Source organism: Actinomadura kijaniata NBRC 14229, from assembly GCF_001552175.1.
In the GTDB taxonomy this organism is placed as follows: domain Bacteria; phylum Actinomycetota; class Actinomycetes; order Streptosporangiales; family Streptosporangiaceae; genus Spirillospora; species Spirillospora kijaniata.
On record NZ_BCQR01000054.1, the window covers coordinates 46,101 to 63,733 of the forward strand.

The 17,633-nt window shown below is 73.2% G+C and carries 17 protein-coding genes and 1 tRNA gene; 6 read left to right on the plus strand and 12 right to left on the minus strand.

Annotated features, from left to right (window positions below):
- Positions 1 to 18 precede the first annotated feature (18 nt).
- Together sepX and AKI01S_RS18410 are read left to right on the plus strand one after the other, a co-directional pair.
- Entirely contained in the window at positions 19 to 558 is a 540-nt protein-coding gene (sepX, locus tag AKI01S_RS18405; protein ID WP_067818919.1) for a divisome protein SepX/GlpR, read from the plus strand.
- 58 nt (positions 559 to 616) lie between these two features.
- Positions 617 to 690: transfer RNA gene (locus AKI01S_RS18410), tRNA-Ala, on the plus strand.
- 229 nt (positions 691 to 919) lie between these two features.
- On the opposite strand, the gene AKI01S_RS18415 is transcribed toward AKI01S_RS18410, so the two are convergent.
- The 5 genes from AKI01S_RS18415 to AKI01S_RS18435 form a co-directional block, all read right to left on the minus strand.
- Positions 920 to 1,660, minus strand: a complete 741-nt coding sequence (locus AKI01S_RS18415) for a hypothetical protein (protein WP_067818923.1) — start codon at positions 1,658 to 1,660, stop codon at positions 920 to 922.
- A 1-nt stretch (position 1,661) separates the two neighbouring features.
- Positions 1,662 to 2,168, minus strand: coding sequence for a SigE family RNA polymerase sigma factor (locus AKI01S_RS18420; RefSeq protein WP_067818926.1), 507 nt, complete (start codon positions 2,166 to 2,168; stop codon positions 1,662 to 1,664).
- Positions 2,169 to 2,400: 232 nt separating this feature from the next.
- Complete coding sequence (locus AKI01S_RS18425) at positions 2,401 to 4,683, minus strand: nitrate- and nitrite sensing domain-containing protein (RefSeq protein WP_067818929.1); 2,283 nt, start codon at positions 4,681 to 4,683, stop codon at positions 2,401 to 2,403.
- A gap of 153 nt (positions 4,684 to 4,836) precedes the next feature.
- The gene (locus AKI01S_RS18430) at positions 4,837 to 5,697 is read right to left on the minus strand and encodes a terpene synthase family protein (RefSeq protein ID WP_067818932.1); all 861 of its coding nucleotides are present in this window, start codon (positions 5,695 to 5,697) and stop codon (positions 4,837 to 4,839) included.
- A gap of 83 nt (positions 5,698 to 5,780) precedes the next feature.
- Positions 5,781 to 7,151 (minus strand): cytochrome P450, encoded by a 1,371-nt coding sequence (locus AKI01S_RS18435; RefSeq protein WP_067818934.1) that lies wholly within the window; start codon positions 7,149 to 7,151, stop codon positions 5,781 to 5,783.
- Between the two features lie 261 nt (positions 7,152 to 7,412).
- On the opposite strand from AKI01S_RS18435, the gene AKI01S_RS18440 reads away from it, so the two are divergent.
- Positions 7,413 to 8,309 (plus strand): glycosyltransferase family 2 protein, encoded by an 897-nt coding sequence (locus AKI01S_RS18440; protein ID WP_067818937.1) that lies wholly within the window; start codon positions 7,413 to 7,415, stop codon positions 8,307 to 8,309.
- On the opposite strand, the gene AKI01S_RS18445 is transcribed toward AKI01S_RS18440, so the two are convergent.
- The 7 genes from AKI01S_RS18445 to AKI01S_RS18475 form a co-directional block, all read right to left on the minus strand.
- Positions 8,299 to 9,177 carry an NmrA family NAD(P)-binding protein gene (locus tag AKI01S_RS18445; protein ID WP_067818940.1) on the minus strand — a complete coding sequence of 293 codons (879 nt, stop codon included), beginning with the start codon at positions 9,175 to 9,177 and terminating at the stop codon, positions 8,299 to 8,301. The two genes, AKI01S_RS18440 and AKI01S_RS18445, sit on opposite strands and share 11 nt — an antisense overlap.
- Before the next feature lie 271 nt (positions 9,178 to 9,448).
- Positions 9,449 to 10,414 carry a TAXI family TRAP transporter solute-binding subunit gene (locus tag AKI01S_RS18450; RefSeq protein WP_067818943.1) on the minus strand — a complete coding sequence of 322 codons (966 nt, stop codon included), beginning with the start codon at positions 10,412 to 10,414 and terminating at the stop codon, positions 9,449 to 9,451.
- Positions 10,411 to 11,784: a sensor histidine kinase gene (locus AKI01S_RS18455; protein ID WP_067818946.1), complete on the minus strand. Its 1,374-nt coding sequence runs from the start codon at positions 11,782 to 11,784 to the stop codon at positions 10,411 to 10,413. The genes AKI01S_RS18450 and AKI01S_RS18455 overlap by 4 nt, the downstream gene beginning before the upstream one ends.
- Entirely contained in the window at positions 11,784 to 12,455 is a 672-nt protein-coding gene (locus AKI01S_RS18460; protein WP_067818949.1) for a response regulator transcription factor, read from the minus strand. Before AKI01S_RS18460 ends, AKI01S_RS18455 begins: the two co-directional genes overlap by 1 nt.
- Positions 12,456 to 12,596: 141 nt before the next feature.
- Complete coding sequence (locus tag AKI01S_RS18465) at positions 12,597 to 13,085, minus strand: hypothetical protein (RefSeq protein ID WP_157419924.1); 489 nt, start codon at positions 13,083 to 13,085, stop codon at positions 12,597 to 12,599.
- A gap of 225 nt (positions 13,086 to 13,310) precedes the next feature.
- Positions 13,311 to 14,600, minus strand: a complete 1,290-nt coding sequence (locus AKI01S_RS18470; protein ID WP_245681681.1) for a TIGR04013 family B12-binding domain/radical SAM domain-containing protein — start codon at positions 14,598 to 14,600, stop codon at positions 13,311 to 13,313.
- A gap of 31 nt (positions 14,601 to 14,631) precedes the next feature.
- The gene (locus tag AKI01S_RS18475) at positions 14,632 to 15,783 is read right to left on the minus strand and encodes a hypothetical protein (RefSeq protein ID WP_067818957.1); all 1,152 of its coding nucleotides are present in this window, start codon (positions 15,781 to 15,783) and stop codon (positions 14,632 to 14,634) included.
- 134 nt (positions 15,784 to 15,917) lie between these two features.
- Here AKI01S_RS18475 and AKI01S_RS18480 point away from each other — a divergent pair, with 134 nt between their 5' ends.
- The 3 genes from AKI01S_RS18480 to AKI01S_RS18490 form a co-directional block, all read left to right on the plus strand.
- Positions 15,918 to 16,520, plus strand: a complete 603-nt coding sequence (locus AKI01S_RS18480; protein ID WP_067818960.1) for a class I SAM-dependent methyltransferase — start codon at positions 15,918 to 15,920, stop codon at positions 16,518 to 16,520.
- An 84-nt stretch (positions 16,521 to 16,604) separates the two neighbouring features.
- Positions 16,605 to 17,438, plus strand: coding sequence for a transporter substrate-binding domain-containing protein (locus tag AKI01S_RS18485; RefSeq protein WP_245681682.1), 834 nt, complete (start codon positions 16,605 to 16,607; stop codon positions 17,436 to 17,438).
- Positions 17,439 to 17,449: 11 nt separating this feature from the next.
- A partial coding sequence (locus AKI01S_RS18490) for a hypothetical protein (protein WP_157419925.1) occupies positions 17,450 to 17,633 on the plus strand: 184 nt, incomplete at its 3' end.

The window sequence follows — 17,633 nt, forward strand, 5'->3', positions numbered from 1 at the left end:
GGCCCCGGCGGTGGGCCGGTGAGCAGTGCCGTTCTCTATCTCGCCATCGTCGCTGTCTGGGCCATCGTCCTGGTACCCATGTGGCTGCGCCGCGACACCGAGCAGTCCGGTATCTCCAAGATCCTCCACAAGGATGCCGAGGAGGAGGCGCCCGAGGAGGAAGAACCGGAGGAAGAGACCGAGGTCACACCCCGCCGCAACGCCCGTGGCCGCGCCGCCGTCATCGCCCGCCGCCGCCGGCGCACCGCGGGCCTGTCCCTCCTCCTGCTGACCGCGATCACCGTCCCGGCCGCCGGCGTGGCCCCCTGGTGGATCGTCGCGCCCCCCGTCCTCCTGCTGGCGGGCCACCTGACCCTGCTGCGCGTCGCGGTGAAGATGGACGCCGCCCACGCCGCCGAGGAACGCGCCCGCCTGGCCGCCGAACGCATCCGCGCCCGCGAAGCGGCCTGCGCCGCCGAGGCCGCCACCCCCCAGGCCGAGATCATCGAACTGTCGGCGCCCGCACAGGAGGAGGTCTTCGACCAGTACGCCGACGACCGCCGCGCCGTCGGCGAGTGACCAGCACGCTTTGATTCCCACCCACCGCGCGATCAGTGCTAATCTACTTCTCGTCCGCGGGGCTGTAGCGCAGTCCGGTAGCGCACCTCGTTCGCATCGAGGGGGTCAGGGGTTCAAATCCCCTCAGCTCCACCCGTGACAAGGCAGCCCACCTGCATCAGTGCAGGTGGGCTGCCTTATTTGTGTTTGGTGATCATTGGCTTGGGGTGGGTACACGGGCCGAGTATGTGTCGTCGTTTCGGCCGTGGGGAGTTGCGAGGGTGCGTCGTTTGGCGGCGTAGGGCCGGGGGTGGGGCTCGACGCTGTGTTCTGGTCGCTCGGCCGCCTGGATGGCGGGGGTGCCGCCGTTGAGTTAGAGGCGTTACTTGGTGCGCTTGGTCGTAGTGCAGTCGGTGCTCTTGCAGGTTCCGCTGTAGATGGCGGTTGACCAGGTCACCTGGCTCGTCGGGTTGGTGGCCAGGTATTGGGTGATGGTCTGCTTGCGGGTGTGGCCCTCCTTTCGGAGTTTCTCGGTGGGGAGGCCGTCGGGGACGATGGCCACGGTCCGCTGGGTCGACGCGGGCAGCACGGCGATCTCCAGGGCCACGGTCTTTCCGGCGGGCAGGGCTCCCGCGTCGGGGGCGCTGATCGTCGTCCAGCCGAAGGTGTCGCCCCGTCGGTGGCAGTCCCCGTAGGCCAGCAGCCGGCCGTTGAGCCAGGCGACGGCGATGGTCCCGGTGGGGCACTGGATCGTGATCGCGGTGTTGGGTCCCGTGGGGGCGAAGTCGATCCGTGTCCTCTTGCCTCCAGTGGAGAAACGCTGGGCCGTGACGCGTGGCATTCCCAGGTAGGTGTCGGGCAGTGCTCTGCCGCTGGACGCCGACGTCACCGCGGCGACGTTGACCGTCGTGGGGTGGTCGGCGTCCGGTCCGGTCAGCGTGCTCGGCGCCAGGAGTCCGGCGAGCGCCAGTGCCGAGGCTCCCGCCAGCGCTCCGCCCGCCAACCGCATCCGGTTGCCTCGGCGGATCCGCTGCCGTACCTCGGCCAGCCGGTCGCCTCCGGTCGGGGCGTTCGCGCTGGCCTCCGTCAGCGTCTGTCGCAGTTCTTCTTCGATCGTGGGCATCTCAGACCCTCCTCGATTCCGCGGTGACGGCGACGATCTGCGGGTCGACGCGCATCTTGGCCAGTGCCTTGCTGGTCTGGGACTTGACGGTGCCGACCGAGCAGCCGAGGATCTCGGCGACCCTGGGCTCGCTGAGGTCCTCGAAGAACCGCAGCACCAGCACCGCCCGCTGCCCGCGCGGCAGCCTCCCGAGGGCCTCCCACAGCAGGGCCCGGTTGTCGGCCGCCCCCATGGCGTCGCCGGCGGCGGTGGCCTCGGGCGGCGCGGACGTCGGGACCTCGCCCCGCCACCGGCGTCGCCACCACGACGCGTGGGTGTTGACCAGGATCCGGTACACGTACGGGTCGGGGTCGTCGCCGATCCGCCGCCATGCCCGCCACGCCCTGACCAGCGCGGTCTGCACCAGGTCCTCGGCCTGCGCCCAGTCGCGGCACAGCAGGTAGGCGGTGCGCAGCATTCTCGGCGACCGCGCCTCGACATAGGCGGTGAACTCCGCCCGATCTCGCATAGGCCTCGCCTTTCGTCGCGTTCCTGCCGGTACTACCGGCGAGGCCCGCGGAACGGTTGCCCGCGCGACGAAATCGACGAATGCCAGGAGATTTGTGTCTGTGGGGCGGCGTGGCGCTCGGGGCATGGGCCGGTGCCGTGATGAACGCCGGCGGGGCGGAGGCGTCTTTCCGGGAGGTTGGTTTGCGCCTGGAGGAGGTGGGCGGGGCCGCTGGTGTGGCGGCCCCGCTTTGTTACTCGTCTGGGGTGGGGGCGGTTTCGTTGCGTCCCTTTTTGGTGCCGCTCTGGTAGGCGCTCATGATGCGGCGCACCTCTTCTGGGGAGCGGGTGTCCTGGTCGTCGGGAACGGGCTCCGGAGCCTCGGTGGGCTCGTCGGTGCGGAGTTCCGGGACCAGGTGCTGCTGGGGCTGGCGGACCGGCAGGCCGTGTTCGGTGGTCTGCCGGGGCTCGGGGCTGGGGGCCGGGGCGATCCGGTCGGGCTCCTGTCGCGGGCGCGGTGCCGTGGCGACGGCGGTGGAGGACTCCTGCGGGGCGGTGATGACCGACAGGCGGACGGGGGCGGGCTTGGCGTTCGGGCCCGTGCCGGTCGGGGTCCTGCGGGCGGTGCCGGTCGCGGGGGTGTCGTGGGACGCGGGCGGGTCCTCGAACAGGTCGGGGGGCAGCAGGACCACCGCCGACACGCCCCCGTAGGGGGACGGCTTCAGGGTCACCGAGATGCCGTGGCGGCGGGCGATCAGGCCGACGACCCGGTGTCCCAGCTGGGTGGTGCTGGACACGTCGAAGCTGGGCGGGTCGACGATCAGATGGTTGGCCTCCTGGAGCCGCTCGGGCGACATGCCCACGCCCTTGTCCTCGATCGTCAGGGCCAGCCCGCGGGGGACCGGCTGGGAGGAGATCTCCACCGTGGTGTCGGCGCTGGAGAAGCGCAGGGCGTTGTCGATCAGCTCGGCCAGCAGGGAGATGACGTCCCGGGCGCGGCCGCTGAGCCAGCGCTCGTCGACCGGCTGGGTCGTGACGCGCTGGTAGTCCTCCACCTGGCTGACGGCGTGCCGGACGGCGTCGAGCAGGGCGATGGGCCTGCGGGCGCCGGTGTAGCCGGGCTCCCCGGTCAGCAGCAGCAGGTTCGCGCAGTGGCGGAAGGTCTGGGTGGCGAGCTCGTCGACGCGGACGATCCCGCCGAAGACCGCGGGGTCCAGGTCGCGGCGGCGTTCGAGTTCGTCGAGGGCGAGCAGCTGGCGCTGGGTCAGCGCCTGGGTGCGCAGCGCCTGGGTGCGCAGGGTGTTGCGGAAGCCGAGCCGCTGCTCGGCCAGCTGGACGGCGGCGTCGATCGCGGTCGTCCGCACGCGGTTGATGGCCTGGCCCACCTGCCCGACCTCGTCGTCCCCGAACTCCAGGGGCGGGACCTCGGCGGCGGCGTCGAGCCGTTCGCCCTGGCCGAGCCGGTCGACGACGGCGGGCAGCTTGTCCTCGGCCAGCTCCTGGGCGGCGACCTTGAGCCGGTGGAGCTGGCGCAGCAGCAGTCGCGAGGTGGTGATGGACAGCGCGATGGAGGCCACCACCGCCACCAGGCCCAGTCCGGCGGCCAGCACCAGGCGCGCCAGCACCCACAGGCCGACGGGCTGGGCGCGCTCCACCACGGCGTCACCGCCGGCGTCGATGGTGGCGTCCAGGTCGGCCAGGACCTGCCGGGTGACGGACTGCCACTGGGCGGCGGTCACGGGCGGACGGTTGCCGCGCACGCGGCCGAGCAGGCGGTCCTCCAGGGACCGCAGCTGGGTGAAGGCGCCGCTCTGCATCACCTGGTCCAGGCGGCGCTGGTCGGCGGGCGCAAGCTGGGTGTGGGCGTCCTGGAGCTCCATCCGCGCGGCGCCGACCGCCAGCGCGAACTGGGCCTGCCGGGGCTCGGTGACGCGGGCCCCGGCCAGCCGCGCGGCCATGATGGCGTCCTCGCGGGCCAGCAGCTCGCGGGCCCGCGTCAGCGCGATCAGCGCGCGGCCGTCGGCGGCGATGCCCTGGTCGTCGAGTTCGGCGTTGGCCGCGTGGATCACGAACGTCGCGTCGATGGCCGCGTCGAACGGCTGCACGGCGCTGGTGTGGTCGGTGGTGTCGGCGTCCACCGCCGCGCGCGCCGCCTGCAACGCGCGCAACCGCTGCGCGGTCAGCTTGACCGCGCGCTGGATCTTCTCGCCGGGCGCCTGGTGGGCCTGCCTCTGCCACTGGCGGATCATCTGGTCGGTGCGGGCCCGCTGCTCGACCAGGCTCGGCGGGGGAACGCGGCGTTCCCTGGCGCCCAGGTACGCCAGCGACAGCCGGCGCTCGTCCTGCAGCACGTTGGTCAGGGTCTTGGACGGGCGGCCGACGGTGGTGTCCCGCTCGGCGGCCTGCAACAGGTTCCAGCCGTCGCGCACGGTGACCCAAGCGGAGAACCCCCAGAGCGCGATGAGAGAGAGCAGGACCGCCGTGATCTTCGACCGCAGCCGGATCTTGCGGGACTCGGGAGGGGGGCGCAGACGCATCTACCAGTCCTAGCAGGGCGCAACGAGCGGGGAGGCGCAAACAGAGGGCGCCGGTATCTCGGCCGTCGCGGTCCGAACCAGCCGCGATGGTGTCACCGGGCACCCGGATGCACGTGCATCACCATAGCAACGCGGGCCTCACCATGATCCTCGTCAGCGGTCGGAAACGCTTTCGTCATCGAGGGTTCCCCAGTAGTCCCGCCCGTCGCCATAGAAGGCCGCGCTGTACTCGATCTGGCGCCGGAGATAGGTGATCTGCCGGGGGCAGGCCGTGCGCAGGGGCTCCAGGCAGCGGTCGCGCCGGGTGATGAGGTCGTCGATGTGGCGGCGGGCGGCGGTCTCGTCCAGGCCCAGCATCAACGCGTTCAGGTCGCCCCAGGAACGGTCGCGGCCGATGGTGGCGAGGTCGTTGTAGAGCCGCAGGGCCTGTTGCACCAGGCGGCTGGCCCGCCGCAGGACGTCCAGGTGCTCGCGGGTGGCGTCGTCGCCGGTGACGATCCAGTGGGTGACGTTGACCCAGGTCGAGCCGAAGTTGTCGGCGTTGTCGAGGTACTGCCGCCAGGTGGGCGCGTGGCCGGCGACCCATGCCCACTCCCGCTCCATCGCCGTCAGCATGCGCCGCAGTTCCTCGCGCCATACCGGCATCGCGTCGCGGTCGGCCAGGTCCGCGCGGAGTTCGGCCAGCATCGTTTCCAGCGCGCCCTGCGGAGGGTGGCCGTCGGCGACGCGCAGGCAGCCGTCGACCAGGGCGCGGACCTGCTCGGCACCGGTGGCCTGGTGGTCGATCAGCCAGTCGACCGCGAAGATCCACAACGCGGTGCGGGCGGGCGCGCGCAGTTGCGCGGGGGTGCACCAGGGGGCGCCCCAGGCGATCGCCTGGGCGACACGGGTGGCGGTGTCCGGGCCCAGCGGCGGGTCGGGGAACAGCGTCGGGTAGCGGCGCATGCGGTCCTGGAGGTCGCGGGCGCATGCGAGGGCCGTCGCCGTGATCTGGTGGTCGGTGGCTTCACGCATGCGCGACTCCTGGACGGGCGGCGGGGCGGGTGGCACGGGCCATCAGGGCCGTCGGCGGCAAGTATGCCGTTCGGGAACGGCCCTCAAGCGCGCGGTGTCACCCGCAGCCTGACCGGTTGGCGCGGTTGCACCGTCAGCGACAGCTTGGGCCGGACGGGGTCGGCCACGGCGATGTCGCAGCGGCGCACCAGCTCGGCCACGACCAGCGTGGCCTCCTCCAGGAAGAACGCCTCGCCCAGGCACTGGTGGACGCCGTCGCCGAAGGGCAGGTAGGCCAGCGGGTCGCGGGTGCGGGACCGCTCGCGGGTGAACCGCAGCGGGTCGAACCGCAGGGGGTCGGGCCAGAACTCCGGCAGCCGGTGGGTCAGGTACGGCGAGATGACCAGGGTGGTCCCGGCCCGCACCGGGACGTCGCCGAGGACGTCGTCGTCGGTGGCCATCCGGGGCACCGCCCAGCCCACCGAGTAGATCCGCAGGACCTCGCGCAGCACCATCCTGGTGTAGGTGAGCTCCCGCACGTGGTCGCGCCGCAGGCCGCCGTCGCCGATCACCCGGTCGACCTCCTCCCGCACCCGCCCCAGCACCTCCGGGTGCTCGGCGAGCGCCACCCAGACCCAGGTCAGGGCGATCGCGCTGGACTCGCTGCCCGCCACGAACAGCGCGACGATGTCGTCGACGATCTGCTGGTCGGTCAGCGGCCGCCCGTCGGCGCCGGTGCCCCGCATGAGCTTGGTGATCACGCTGTGCTCGGGGACGGGGTGCCGCCGGGCCTCGGCCAGCAGCGGTTGCAGGATCCGGCGCACCGTCCGGGTGGCGCGCCAGAACGCCAGGTCGCCGGGGAGCGGGACGGCGTGCGGTACGAACGGCAGCGCCATCCGCCACAGCAGGCTCCCCATCGCGGTGGCGATCGACTCGCCCAGGCGGTCGCCCTCCCCGTCGGGGATCAGGTCGCCGAAGAACACCGGGTCGATGACGCGCTGCACCAGGCGCGTCATCTCCGTTCCGGCGTCCACGGGCCCGGCGGCCGCGCGTTCGACCAGCTCGTCGGTGCCGGCGGTGATCCCGTCCAGCATCGCGCCGCTCATCTGCCGCAGGTGGGCGCCGGAGAACGCGCTCTGCAGGATCTGGCGGCTGGCGTGCCACTGGGGGCCCTCGCCGCCGATGCCGTCGCCGGTCAGCCGGCCGAGCGCCGACCACATCGCCGCGCCGCGCGGGTAGTTGTCGGCGCGGTCGCGCAGGACGTGCCGCAGGTGGTCGGGATGGGTCACCAGCAGCGGGCGGAACGGTCCCAGCCGCAGCTGCGCGATCCGCCCGGGTTCCTCGCGGGCCAGCCGGTCCAGCAGCTCCAGCGGGCCACCGCGCCGCACGTCCTTCCAGATGGCGCGCAGCGGCACCGGCCGCAGGGCGGGGTGTTCGGGTTCGGCGGGCGTCTGGACGCCGCTGATGGTCGACATGGCCGTTCCTCGTGCTCCGGTGGCGCGACATCATGCCGACCCCGGGTCCGGGGACGGCGACGAACCGGCCGCCACGCCCGTTCGTAACCTTGTGCGGGATACCCGTTACCGAGCGGACATAAGGGTCAATTTGGACGTGAGCTGGCGCACACACGGGGTGTCGGCCGGAGCACGGCGGGTGCCGCGGGCGTTGAGGGGAGGCGTCCGCGCCCGGGGATGGTTCAGTTTCTCCGGAACGCCCTCTCAAGCCTGGAGTGACGAGTGACCCAGCCCACGATCGACCCGGCCCTCGGACTCATCGACGTCGACTCGCCCCGCTCGCTCCGGAACGTCGAGGGCGGCGTCGCCATCGTCATCCCCGCCCACGACGAGGAGGAGAGCGTCGCCCGCGTGGTCCGGGACGGCTTCAGGGCCCTGGAAACGCTGGGGGTGGACGGTGAGGTCGTCGTCGCGGCCAGCGGGTGCACCGACGCCACGGCCGAACGGGCCGCCGCCGCGGGGGCCCGGGTGACCGAGGCGGCCGAGGGCAAGGGCAACGCCGTTCTCGCGGGCCTAAAGGCGTCCACCGCGGACGTGGTCTGCCTCATCGACGGCGACCTCCGGTACCTGGGGGACGAGCCGCTCGCCGTCTCCCTGGTCGCCCCGATCCTGCGGGGCGTCGCCGAGGCCACGATCGCGGACCTGTACTGGCGCCCGGTCTACCCCCAGCTCTGGCTGCACGGCTTCTTCGCGCCGCTCGCGGGCCGTCTGCTCCCGGAGGCGCTGCCGACGTTCGGGACGACCCCGTGGTCCGGCCAGCGGGCCGCGCTCCGGGACCTGTGGCCGACCGTGCTGCCCGAGGGCTTCACCTGCGACCTGGCCATCCTGCTGCACTGGCACGACAGCGGCGCCCGCCTCCGCCCGGTGGTCACCGACGACTGGGTGAACCCGCAGCGGCCCAAGCCCGACCTCATGCGCCAGGAGTTCGCCATGCTCGCCGACCACGCCGTCGCCAACGGCCGGGTCGACGCCCGGCGGCGGGAGGACCTCGAAGCCTGGTTCACGGCCGTTCACGCGTACATGGCGACGTACCGGCCCGGCGAGGACGACCCGCGGGAGTTCGAACGCTCGCTCCTGCGCCGTTCCCTCGCCGAGCTCGACGCCGCGCTCAGCCGCTGAGGAATGCCGGGCGCAGACGGTCGTAGGCCCAGGCCGCGAGGGTGGTGGGGGTCGTCGTCACCACGTCGCGCGGCTGCTCGGGGACCAGGTCGCGTGTCCCGGCCGTCATGCCCACGATGCCCTCCACGGCGCCGGGGGGCAGGCCCGCCGAGCGCAGCGCGGCGCGGAGGTCGTCGTCGCCGACGGCCCTGAGCCGGACGGGACGGTCCAGCACCTCGGTGAGGATCCGCGCGACCTGTTCGTAGGTGAGGTCCTCCGGACCGTGGACGGCCTGGACGAGATGGCCCTTCCACCCGTCGTTCAGCAGCCGCGCGGCCACGACCTCGCCGACGTCGCGCGGATCGACCCACGGCAGGGGCCGGTCGGGCGGGACCGAGGTGGTCAGCTCGCCGCGGGCCAGGCCGTCGAGGTCCATCAGCAGGTTGGTGAAGAAGTGGCCGCACCGCAGGTGGAGCGTGTCGGCGGCGGTGGCGTCGAGCCGCTCCTCGATCCAGGCCAGGGCGTCGATGTGGCCGGCGCCGCGGCGTCTCTCGGCGCCGACGCTGCTCAGCAGCACGACCCGGGCGACGTCGCCCGCCCGGGCGGCCTCGACCAGGCCGGAGGCCGTGCGCCGGGAGGTCCCGACGGGGTCCTCGACCGTGTGGGGGGTCGGGTCGACCCAGAAGACCGTCCGCGTGCCGGCGGTCGCCTCGCGGACGAACGCCGCGTCGGTCAGGTCGCCGCGCCGCACCTCGACGCGTTCGCGGGTCGCGGCGTCCAGCCGTGCCGGGTCGCGGACCAGCACGCGCGGGCGGACGCCGGCCTGGAGCAGCAGCCGGAGCACGCGGGAGCCGACGTGTCCGGTCGGAGTGGTGACGACGATGGTCATCAGTGGTGCCCTCTCGTTTCGGTTCCGTGGAACCGTACGAACGAAAAAGGACGGCCACTGGCCTGTTTCGTCGCGAAATCCGTGGGCTCTGCCCGCGGCCGGTGTTGGGAACGTACACCGACCGCGGGCGGAGCTGGGATAACGGCGGTTTTCACCGCACCACCACGGAGGTGCCATTAGATAACCGCGAGGGGGCCCGGGCCCGCCATGGTTGGGCACGGAAATTGAGGTGTCCTTAACAAGTCGTTTCGGTCTGTGACTGTGTTGTGGCTCACCGGCCCCGGTGGGTGACCATGACCTTGGAGTCGCGGTAGTACCGGGCCGCTCCGGGGTGCAGGGCCACCGGGTAGGTGGCGGTGGCCGTGCGGTGGTCCAGGCGGCGGGCCTCGGCGTGCGCCTTCACCAGCGTCGGCTTCGCGTCGAACAGCAGGGCGGTGAGCGCCCGCGCCTTGGCGCCGCCCATGTCCGAGCGGACCACCAGCACGTTGGCGATCCCCACGGTGATGACCTCCTCGCCGAGCGCGTAGGTGTTCGCCGGGATCGAGCGGGTCTGGTAGACCTCTCCGTACTGCTGCTGGAGCCCGTCGACGATGTGCCTCATCGACAGGATCCGGATGCGCGTGGCCGCGGTCAGGTTCGCGACGGCGGGCGTCGGCAGTCCGCCGGTGAAGAAGAAGGCGTCGATCTCGTCCTTGCGCAGCGCCTCGGCCGAGTCGGCCGCCGACATGCGGCGGCGGTCGATCCCTCGGTCGGGGTCGAGCTCGATCGCCTCCAGCACGCGGGTCGCCACCACCTCGGTGCCCGAGTCCGGCGACCCGGTCGACACCCGGCGGCCGCGCAGGTGCGTCATCTCGCGCACCGGCCCGTCGGCCCGCACGACGACCTGGAGGTAGTCGTCGTAGAGACCGGCCAGCGCCACGACGGGCAGCGGGTGGGTGAACGCCCCCTCGCCCCGGACGGCGAGCGCCGCCGAGTCCACGGTCGTGAAACCGACGTCGGCGCGCCCGTCGGCGACCAGGCGGAGGTTCTCCACGGAGGCCGCGGTGGTCAGCACGCGGGCGTCGGCGTGCCACCGGCGCGCGGCGGCGGCCGCGTAGGCCGTGCCGAGCGTGTGGTAGACGCCGCCCTGCCCGCCGGTCGCGATGGTCAGGCGGTCCAGGGGAGGGGGCGGGGCGAGGTCGCAGGCGGCGGCCATCAGGGGGAGTGCCAGCAGCGTCCTGCGCCGGAGGCCCGTCATCGCGTCGCCCGGAGACGGATCCGTGCGTCCACCCCGTGCGGCTCGGCGGGCAGCAGGTCGAGGGACCCGCCGCCCGCCGTCACCAGGGACGTGGCGATGGTGACGCCCAGCCCCGAGCCGTCGAGGTTCTGGTCCCGGGGATGCCGCCAGAACGGTTCGGCCGCCCGGCCGAGCTCGTCGGGCGCCATGCCCGGCCCGTTGTCGACCACGTGCACCTCCACCCACTCCGGGGCGGGCCGCTCGACCCGCAACGTGACGGTGCTGCCCGGCCCCGCGAACTTCACCGCGTTGTCGATCAGCGCGTCCAGCACCTGGTCGACGGTGTCGGCGGTGGCCAGGGCGACCGCCGGTCCCTCTCCCTCGCGCACGAGGGTGACCCCCTCCTCCGCCGCCACGTCCCGCCACGCGGCGGCCCGGGCGTCGGCGACCTCCGCCATGTCGATGGGGCCGAGCTCGGTCGAGGCCGCGTCGGCGTGCGCGTAGGCGAGCAGCGCGTCGTACAGCCGCGCCATCCGCTCGATCTCCTCGATCACCATCTGGTGGTCCTCCCGGCCGCTGGGCAGCGTCTGGGGGGCGAGGTTGTCCATCGCGAGCCGGAGCCGGGCCAGCGGCGTGCGCAGCTGGTGCCCGGCGTAGGAGACGAACGCGCGCTGCCGTTCGATCAGCATCGAGATCTGCTCGGCCATGGCGTTGAACGAGGTGACCAGGTTGCGCAGCTCGCGGGGGCCGGAGGTGAAGCCGACGCGTTCGCCGAACCGCCCCTCGGTCAGCGCGTGCGCGGCGGCGTCGAGCTCGTGGACGGGGCGCAGCAGCCAGCGGGTGAGCCGGGAGGCGGCGAGCACGCCGACCAGCAGCGCCGCCAGGCACTCCCCGGCCAGGGTCGCCCAGTTGCGCAGGGTGGTGGCGCGCAGCCGGTCGGTCGGCGACAGCGTGAGCGCCGCCCCGATGACCTCGCCGTTGCGGGCGATCGGCTCCACGACGATGAGCGGGTCGCGGCTCCACGGCCAGAACACCTCGGTGGTGGCCGACCGGTTCCCCGACAGCGCCTCGTCGATCTTCGCGCGGACGCGCGGCGCGTAGGGGTCCACGTCGGTGCCCGACACCAGGACCGGTTCGCCGTCGCGCCCGACGACGAGCGCGCCGATGCCGTACAGCTGCTCGTACTGCCGCAGCTCCGCCCGCAGGGCCATGGTCTGCCCGGTGCGCAGCGCGGTCTCCGCGATCGACGCGAACCGGATGGTGTCGTTGACCCGGTCCAGGAACATCGCCTGGGTGTCACGGGAGGCGGCCGCCGTGGCGAGCGGCACGCTCAGCACCCCCAGCACGGCGACGATCAGCGTCAGGAACGTTCCGAGCAGCCGCCACCGCATCAGGCGCTCCGGGCCGTGTCCCCGGCGGGCACCAGCCGGTAGCCGACACCGTGCACCACCTCGACCCGCGCGACGTCGCGGATCTTGGTGCGCAGGGTCGAGATGTGCACGTCCAGGGTGCGCGACTTGCCCTGCCAGCCGGTCCCCCACACCTCGCGCAGCAGCCGCTCGCGCATCAGCACGACGCCCTGCTCGCGGATCAGGACGGCCAGCAGCGTGTACTCCTTGGGGGTCAGCCTGATCTCCTGGCCGTGCGCCGACGCCACCCGGGCGTCCAGATCGACCCGCAGGTCCCCGAGGACGCGGACGCCCTCGTGCCGGGGCCGCGCCCGGCGCAGCACCGCGTCCACGCGGGCCTGGAGCTCGGCGATGCCGAACGGCTTGACCAGGTAGTCGTCGGCGCCGCCGCGCAGGCCCGCCACCCGGTCGCGCTCGGTGCCGCGCGCCGACAGGATGATGATCGCGACCTCGCTGCGCTGGCGGAGCCGCCGGCAGACCTCCATGCCGTCCAGGTCGGGCAGGCCGAGGTCCAGCAGGACCAGGTCGCACGGCGGCGCGGCCAGCGCGGCGCGGCCGTCCACCACGTGCTCGATCTCGTAGCCGCACTGCCGGAGCGACTTGACCAGCGAGGTCGCGAACCTCCGGTCGTCCTCCACCAGCAGAACCCGCATCGCCGTCCCCCGTCCCCCGTCATCCGCGCCGGGGCGGTCGGCGCCCGCCGAAGTCGAAGCGTTTCGACCTGCCCTGCCGGACCGCTGGGCCCCGCGTTCCTCCCATCTACCGTGAGATACCACAAATCCCTTCCCGTGGACTCAGGAAACGGAGGGAGATCCCTTCAGCTCCCACCTCTTCCAGCCCTTGCCGTCGAGGTTGAAGTTCAGGTCGACGTAGCCGTCGGCCGTCCAGCCGCCCTTCTGGGTGGAGAAGACGCGCGCGGTCGTGCAGTTGCGCTTGCCGAGCTTGTACTGGTTCATGACCTTGGTGTAGTCGCAGGTCTTCGACTTGTAGGTGCTGTTCCTGCGCTCCAGCCGCACCCTGACCTTGACGCCGTCGAAGTCCGTGCCGCCGTACGTCCGGAACCACTCGACGTGGACCCACGCCTTGTGGTTGTAGCCCTCCTTCTGGACGCAGGTCTTGACCGCGATCTTCCCGACGACGGGGAGCGTGTGCTGCTGCCACCCGCTGCATCTGGTCGTCGCGGCGGAGGCCGGTGCCGCGCCGAGCGTCAGGACGCCGCCGGTGAGGAGCGGCACGGTCACTGCGGCGACGACGGTCCGGGACGGCTTCCATGGTCCGCGCATGGGCGTTCCTCTCTGGTCCGGCCCCGGGCGGGGCCTTGGGCCTGGTGGGCGAACGACCTCGGATAACGCTTTCCGGAGGAGCTCCGGACGGCCCTTCGTCCTGTTCGCCCTCATGAAGCCGTGCCGTGCCGGGAATGACCAGAGCGGCGCCGCCGGATTTGATCAGTCCTTAACATCCCGCTACACGGAGCGCCGAGAAGATCACCATCCGGGGCGGGGACGGGATCAGACGCGGCGGCGCGGTGCGCGGCGGGGGTAGGCCTTGGCGGTCTCGGCCAAGCGGGCGGAGTGCTCGGCCTGCTTGCGCCAGTGGCCGTAGGCGTCGCCGCGCCGGGCCAGGCGGTCCAGCGCGCGCATCGTCTCCAGCGGGATGAACGCGGGCTCGGCGTCCCGCCAGGGCGTGCCCGGCAACGGCATGAACGTGTGCGTGTGGATGCGGGCGCCGAGGTCGGCCAGCTCGGAGGCCAGGGCCAGGGACGCCCTCTGGTCGGTCGCGTCCTCGCCGGGCATGCCGAAGATGAAGTCCACGTTCGGGCGGAAGCCCTCGGCGACGGCGACGCGGACGGCGTCGCGGACCGGGTCCGCGCCGTGGCCCCGGCCGGACGCCGCGAGGACGCGGTCGGAGCCGGACTGGGCGCCGATGATGATGTTGTCGTTGGCGACGTACCGTTTGAGCAGGCGCATCGCCGCGGGGGTGACGTGCTCGGGGCGGACCTCGGAGGGGAAGCTGCCGAAGAAGATCCGGCCGTGCGGCGGCAGCTCCTCCCGGACGGCCGCCAGCAGCTCCTCGACGGCGTCCAGGTCGGGGTCGGGGCCCGGGGAGCCGTAGGACAGGGACGTCGGGGTGATGAAGCGGACGTCGCGCAGGCCGTGGGCGGTGATGCGCCGGACGTGCTCGCGGACGCCGTCGACCGAGCGGTGCCGGAACCTCCCGCCGAACATGAACGGCGTCTGGCAGAACCGGCACGTGTAGCGGCAGCCCCGCGTGATCTCGATCGGCCCGACGGTGCGGCGGGGCGCCGGGAACGACGGGAACGCGTCCAGCGGCGGCTGCGGCGCCGGGCCCGTGCGCAGGGCCACACTGTCGTCGTCGCGGAGGGCGAGGCCGGGGACGGCGGTCAGCGGCGTCCCGGCGCGGAGCGCCTCGACCAGGGCGACGATCGTGGACTCGCCCTCGCCGATCCCGGCCAGGTCCCAGCCGGAGTCGATGACGTGCTGCGGCTCGGCGGTGGCGTGGACGCCGCCCGCGATGTGCAGGGCTCGCGGGTCGTCGGCCAGCTCCCGGACGGCGGCCAGCTCGGCGGCCATGGCCTCGGCGTCGGGGGAGTAGAACGACCAGAGGACGAGGATCCGGTCGGCCCCGCACGCGGTGATCTCGGCGGCGGTCTCCTCGGGCGTCGTCCCGAACCGGATCTCGCACTCGGTCCCGGCGGTCTCCAGCGCCGCCAGCAGCGCGTGCACCCCGTAGGTCACGGCCTTGCGGTACCGGACCACCACTCCGACGTTCACGGTCACGGACGGCAGCGTAGTACCCGGCCGCCCCGGTTCACCCCCGCGGCGGAAGCTCGGCCATGGCCAGCCGGGCGAGGACCGCGAGGTGGCGGTGGCGCAGCGGGGTGTCGTCCGCCAGGTGCCAGGAGATGTCCTCGTCCCAGGTCGTGCAGTCGAGGACGAGGCCGCAGGCGCGGTCCTCGTCGTCGGCGGCCAGCGCCAGGGCCAGGTCCAGGGCGGGGCTCGGACCCTCCAGCCCCCGGCGGAAGCCCTCGAACGCGGGGAGCAGCGGCGCGGCGGCGGCGGGGGACAGGGCGCCCAGCACGATCAGCCAGGCCCGCTCCACGGGCGCGGCCTCGGGCCAGCGCGACAGCAGGGAGGGGAGGGCGTCGATGACCTCACGGCAGGCGCGGGCGGCGTGCGCGGTGGGGGCGGGCTCCTCCCCGGCGGCCGGGGACGGGTCGAAGGAGGCGATGTAGGCGAGGTCGGCCAGCAGCGCCAGGCGGTACTCCAGGGTCATCTCCGGAGCGCGCGCCATGCGGACGAGGAAGGGGATCGTCGGCGGCGTGGCGCTGTAGCAGGTCTCCTGGTGGACGATGGCGCTGAAGTACTCGAACGTCGCCTCGTCCCAGCCCTCGTCGTTCGCCGCCATCGCCCGCAGGATGTCCGGGGTGTCCTCGGCCGAACCGTAGGCGTGTTCGAGTGACGGCCAGCCGACGTCGTCGAGGCCGGGCAGGGCGACGGGGATCCCGGACGGGCCGTCGGAGGCGGGGCGGTCGAGCCGGTAGGTGATGACGGGTCGCGGGGCGCGGGCGGGCTCGCCGGACAGGGCGGCCAGGCGCGCGGCCCGCGCCTCGGCCGGGGGCCGGTCGGCGTCGGTCCCGCCGGGGACCAGGTTCCGTGCCGTTTCCGGGGCCGCCCGCATGAGGGTGGAGGAACCGCCGCGTTCGGCCGCCAGCGTCTCGACGATCCGGGTCTCCACGGCCGTCCACCACTGCTCGTCGTCGTCGGGGTAGGGGCCCGCGTCGATGCCGGTGACCTTCCAGGAGAACTCGTAGAAGCGGTGGAACGGCTGGTCGGGAGTGCCCTCGCGCACGGAGACGGCCGTATGGCCGCGCTCGGTCAGGATCCGGGCCATCTCGCGGGCGGCGTCCTCGTCGGGCAGGTGGACCATGTAGATGGAGGCGTGTTGCGGGAAGTGGCTCATCGGGTGCTCTCGGTCGGGGAGCGCCATTCAACCGTGTCGCCATGACGGTTCCGGTACCGGCGGCTTTCCGAAGGGTCCGGCGCGCTCGCGGCGGGAGGCATAGCATCGGCTTCGCACCCGACCGAGGAACGGCCATGCCCGGGATCGCTGGAACAGCCGGATACAACGAGGCGGCCGACGTCCTCGTCCGGCAGTACGAGACGCTCACGTTCGAGGACGTCCACGCCGACGTCCTCCACCTGCTGCCCGACGCGCCCGGACGGGTGCTGGACGTCGGGGCCGGGAGCGGGCGGGACGCCGCCGCCCTGGCGCGGCTCGGCCACCGGGTCGTGGCCGTCGAGCCCGCCCGCGAGCTGCGCGAACGCGCCCGCCGGCTGCACGCCGACGCCCCGGTGACCTGGATCGACGACGCGCTGCCCGAGCTGGAGGCCGTGCACCGGGGCGGGCGGCGGTTCGACCTCGTGCTGCTGTCGGCCGTGTGGATGCACCTCGACGGGGACGAGCGGGCGCGGGCGATGAAGAGCGTCGCGTCGCTGCTGGTCCCCGGGGGGCGGGTCGTGCTGACCCTGCGGCACGGGCCGGTGCCCCCGGCGCGGCGGATGTTCGACGTCCCGGTGGCCGAGACGGTCGCGCTGGCCGAGGTCAACGGGCTGCACGTCGTACACCGGGGGACCCGCGGCGACCTGCTCGGACGGCCCGGGCTGCGGTGGAGCGTGCTCGGACTGCAACCGTTCTGATCTTGCGAAGGGCTTGACTGTGGTGGTGGAGTCGGCATCATCGCTGACAGAGGGTCGGGCGGGCGGGCAGGCGGGGGTGCGGGCGTGATCCAGACGATCACCGGGCGGGGAGCGCGCCTGCTGCTGGCCGCCGGGGTGCTGGGCGGCGCGCTGACCGCGTGCGGGCAGACCGGCGGCGACTCGCTGCTCGACAAGCAGGCGCTGGTCGTGGGGGTGCGCCCGGACCTGCCGGGACTGGGCGTCCGCAAACCGGACGGCACCTTCGAGGGCTTCGACATCGACGTGGCCCGGTACGTCGCCGGACGGCTCGGCAAGAGCATCCGGTTCGTCCCGGTGCTGGCGGCCGACCGGATCACGGTGCTCACCTCCGGGCGGGCCGATCTGGTGCTGGCGACGCTGTCGGTCACGCCGGAACGCAAGGAGAAGATCGCGTTCGCGGGCCCCTACTTCGTGTCCTACCAGGACGTCCTCGTCCGCTCCGACGCGCGGAACGTGAAGGTGGTCCGCGACCTGAGGGGACGGACGTTCTGCGGCGTGGAGGGCGCGGACCCGGTGAAGCGGTTGCAGGCCCTCGCCGGGATGACCGCCGAGGTCCGCAGCGCCAAGGACTACGACCAGTGCATGGAGATGATGGACTCCCGCGCGGTCGACGCGATCACCACCACCGACGTGATCCTGGCCGGGCTGGCCCGGAAGGCGGGCGGTGGACGGTACCGCCTGATCAACGCCAGGCTGGGCGAGCAGAACACCGGCATCGGCCTGCGGCAGGGCGACCCCGAGGGCTGTGAGGCGCTGAACCGGGCCATCACCCGGATGTACCAGGACGGCACCGCGGCGCGGCTGGTCGGCAAGTGGTTCGCGGGCACGGGCCTGGAGAAGACCAACGTCGAGGTGCCGCAGTTCGAGGGCTGCCTGTGAACGGGCCGTCCGTGACCGGGCCGCCCGCGGCCGTGGACACGCCGCTGCGGCGGAGGCTGCTGCTCCTCATCGCGGGGTTCTTCGGCGTCGCGGTGGGCGCGGCGCTGCCGGCCCTGCCCGGAGCGGCCGGGACCGGGCACGCCGACGCGGTCCGCACCGGGACGGCCGCCGCCGCGCAGTCGGCCTGCCGCGAGC

Coding starts and splice junctions, on each gene's coding strand:
- AKI01S_RS18420 (WP_067818926.1), bottom strand. CDS start 2,168: ATGCGAGATCGGGCGGAGTTCACCGCCTATGTCGAGGCGCGGTCGCCG.
- AKI01S_RS18450 (WP_067818943.1), bottom strand. CDS start 10,414: ATGACGGGCCTCCGGCGCAGGACGCTGCTGGCACTCCCCCTGATGGCC.
- AKI01S_RS18460 (WP_067818949.1), bottom strand. CDS start 12,455: ATGCGGGTTCTGCTGGTGGAGGACGACCGGAGGTTCGCGACCTCGCTG.
- AKI01S_RS18445 (WP_067818940.1), bottom strand. CDS start 9,177: ATGACCATCGTCGTCACCACTCCGACCGGACACGTCGGCTCCCGCGTG.
- AKI01S_RS18430 (WP_067818932.1), bottom strand. CDS start 5,697: ATGCGTGAAGCCACCGACCACCAGATCACGGCGACGGCCCTCGCATGC.
- AKI01S_RS18425 (WP_067818929.1), bottom strand. CDS start 4,683: ATGCGTCTGCGCCCCCCTCCCGAGTCCCGCAAGATCCGGCTGCGGTCG.
- AKI01S_RS18455 (WP_067818946.1), bottom strand. CDS start 11,784: ATGCGGTGGCGGCTGCTCGGAACGTTCCTGACGCTGATCGTCGCCGTG.
- AKI01S_RS18480 (WP_067818960.1), top strand. CDS start 15,918: ATGCCCGGGATCGCTGGAACAGCCGGATACAACGAGGCGGCCGACGTC.
- AKI01S_RS18415 (WP_067818923.1), bottom strand. CDS start 1,660: ATGCCCACGATCGAAGAAGAACTGCGACAGACGCTGACGGAGGCCAGC.
- AKI01S_RS18465 (WP_157419924.1), bottom strand. CDS start 13,085: ATGCGCGGACCATGGAAGCCGTCCCGGACCGTCGTCGCCGCAGTGACC.
- AKI01S_RS18475 (WP_067818957.1), bottom strand. CDS start 15,783: ATGAGCCACTTCCCGCAACACGCCTCCATCTACATGGTCCACCTGCCC.
- AKI01S_RS18435 (WP_067818934.1), bottom strand. CDS start 7,151: ATGTCGACCATCAGCGGCGTCCAGACGCCCGCCGAACCCGAACACCCC.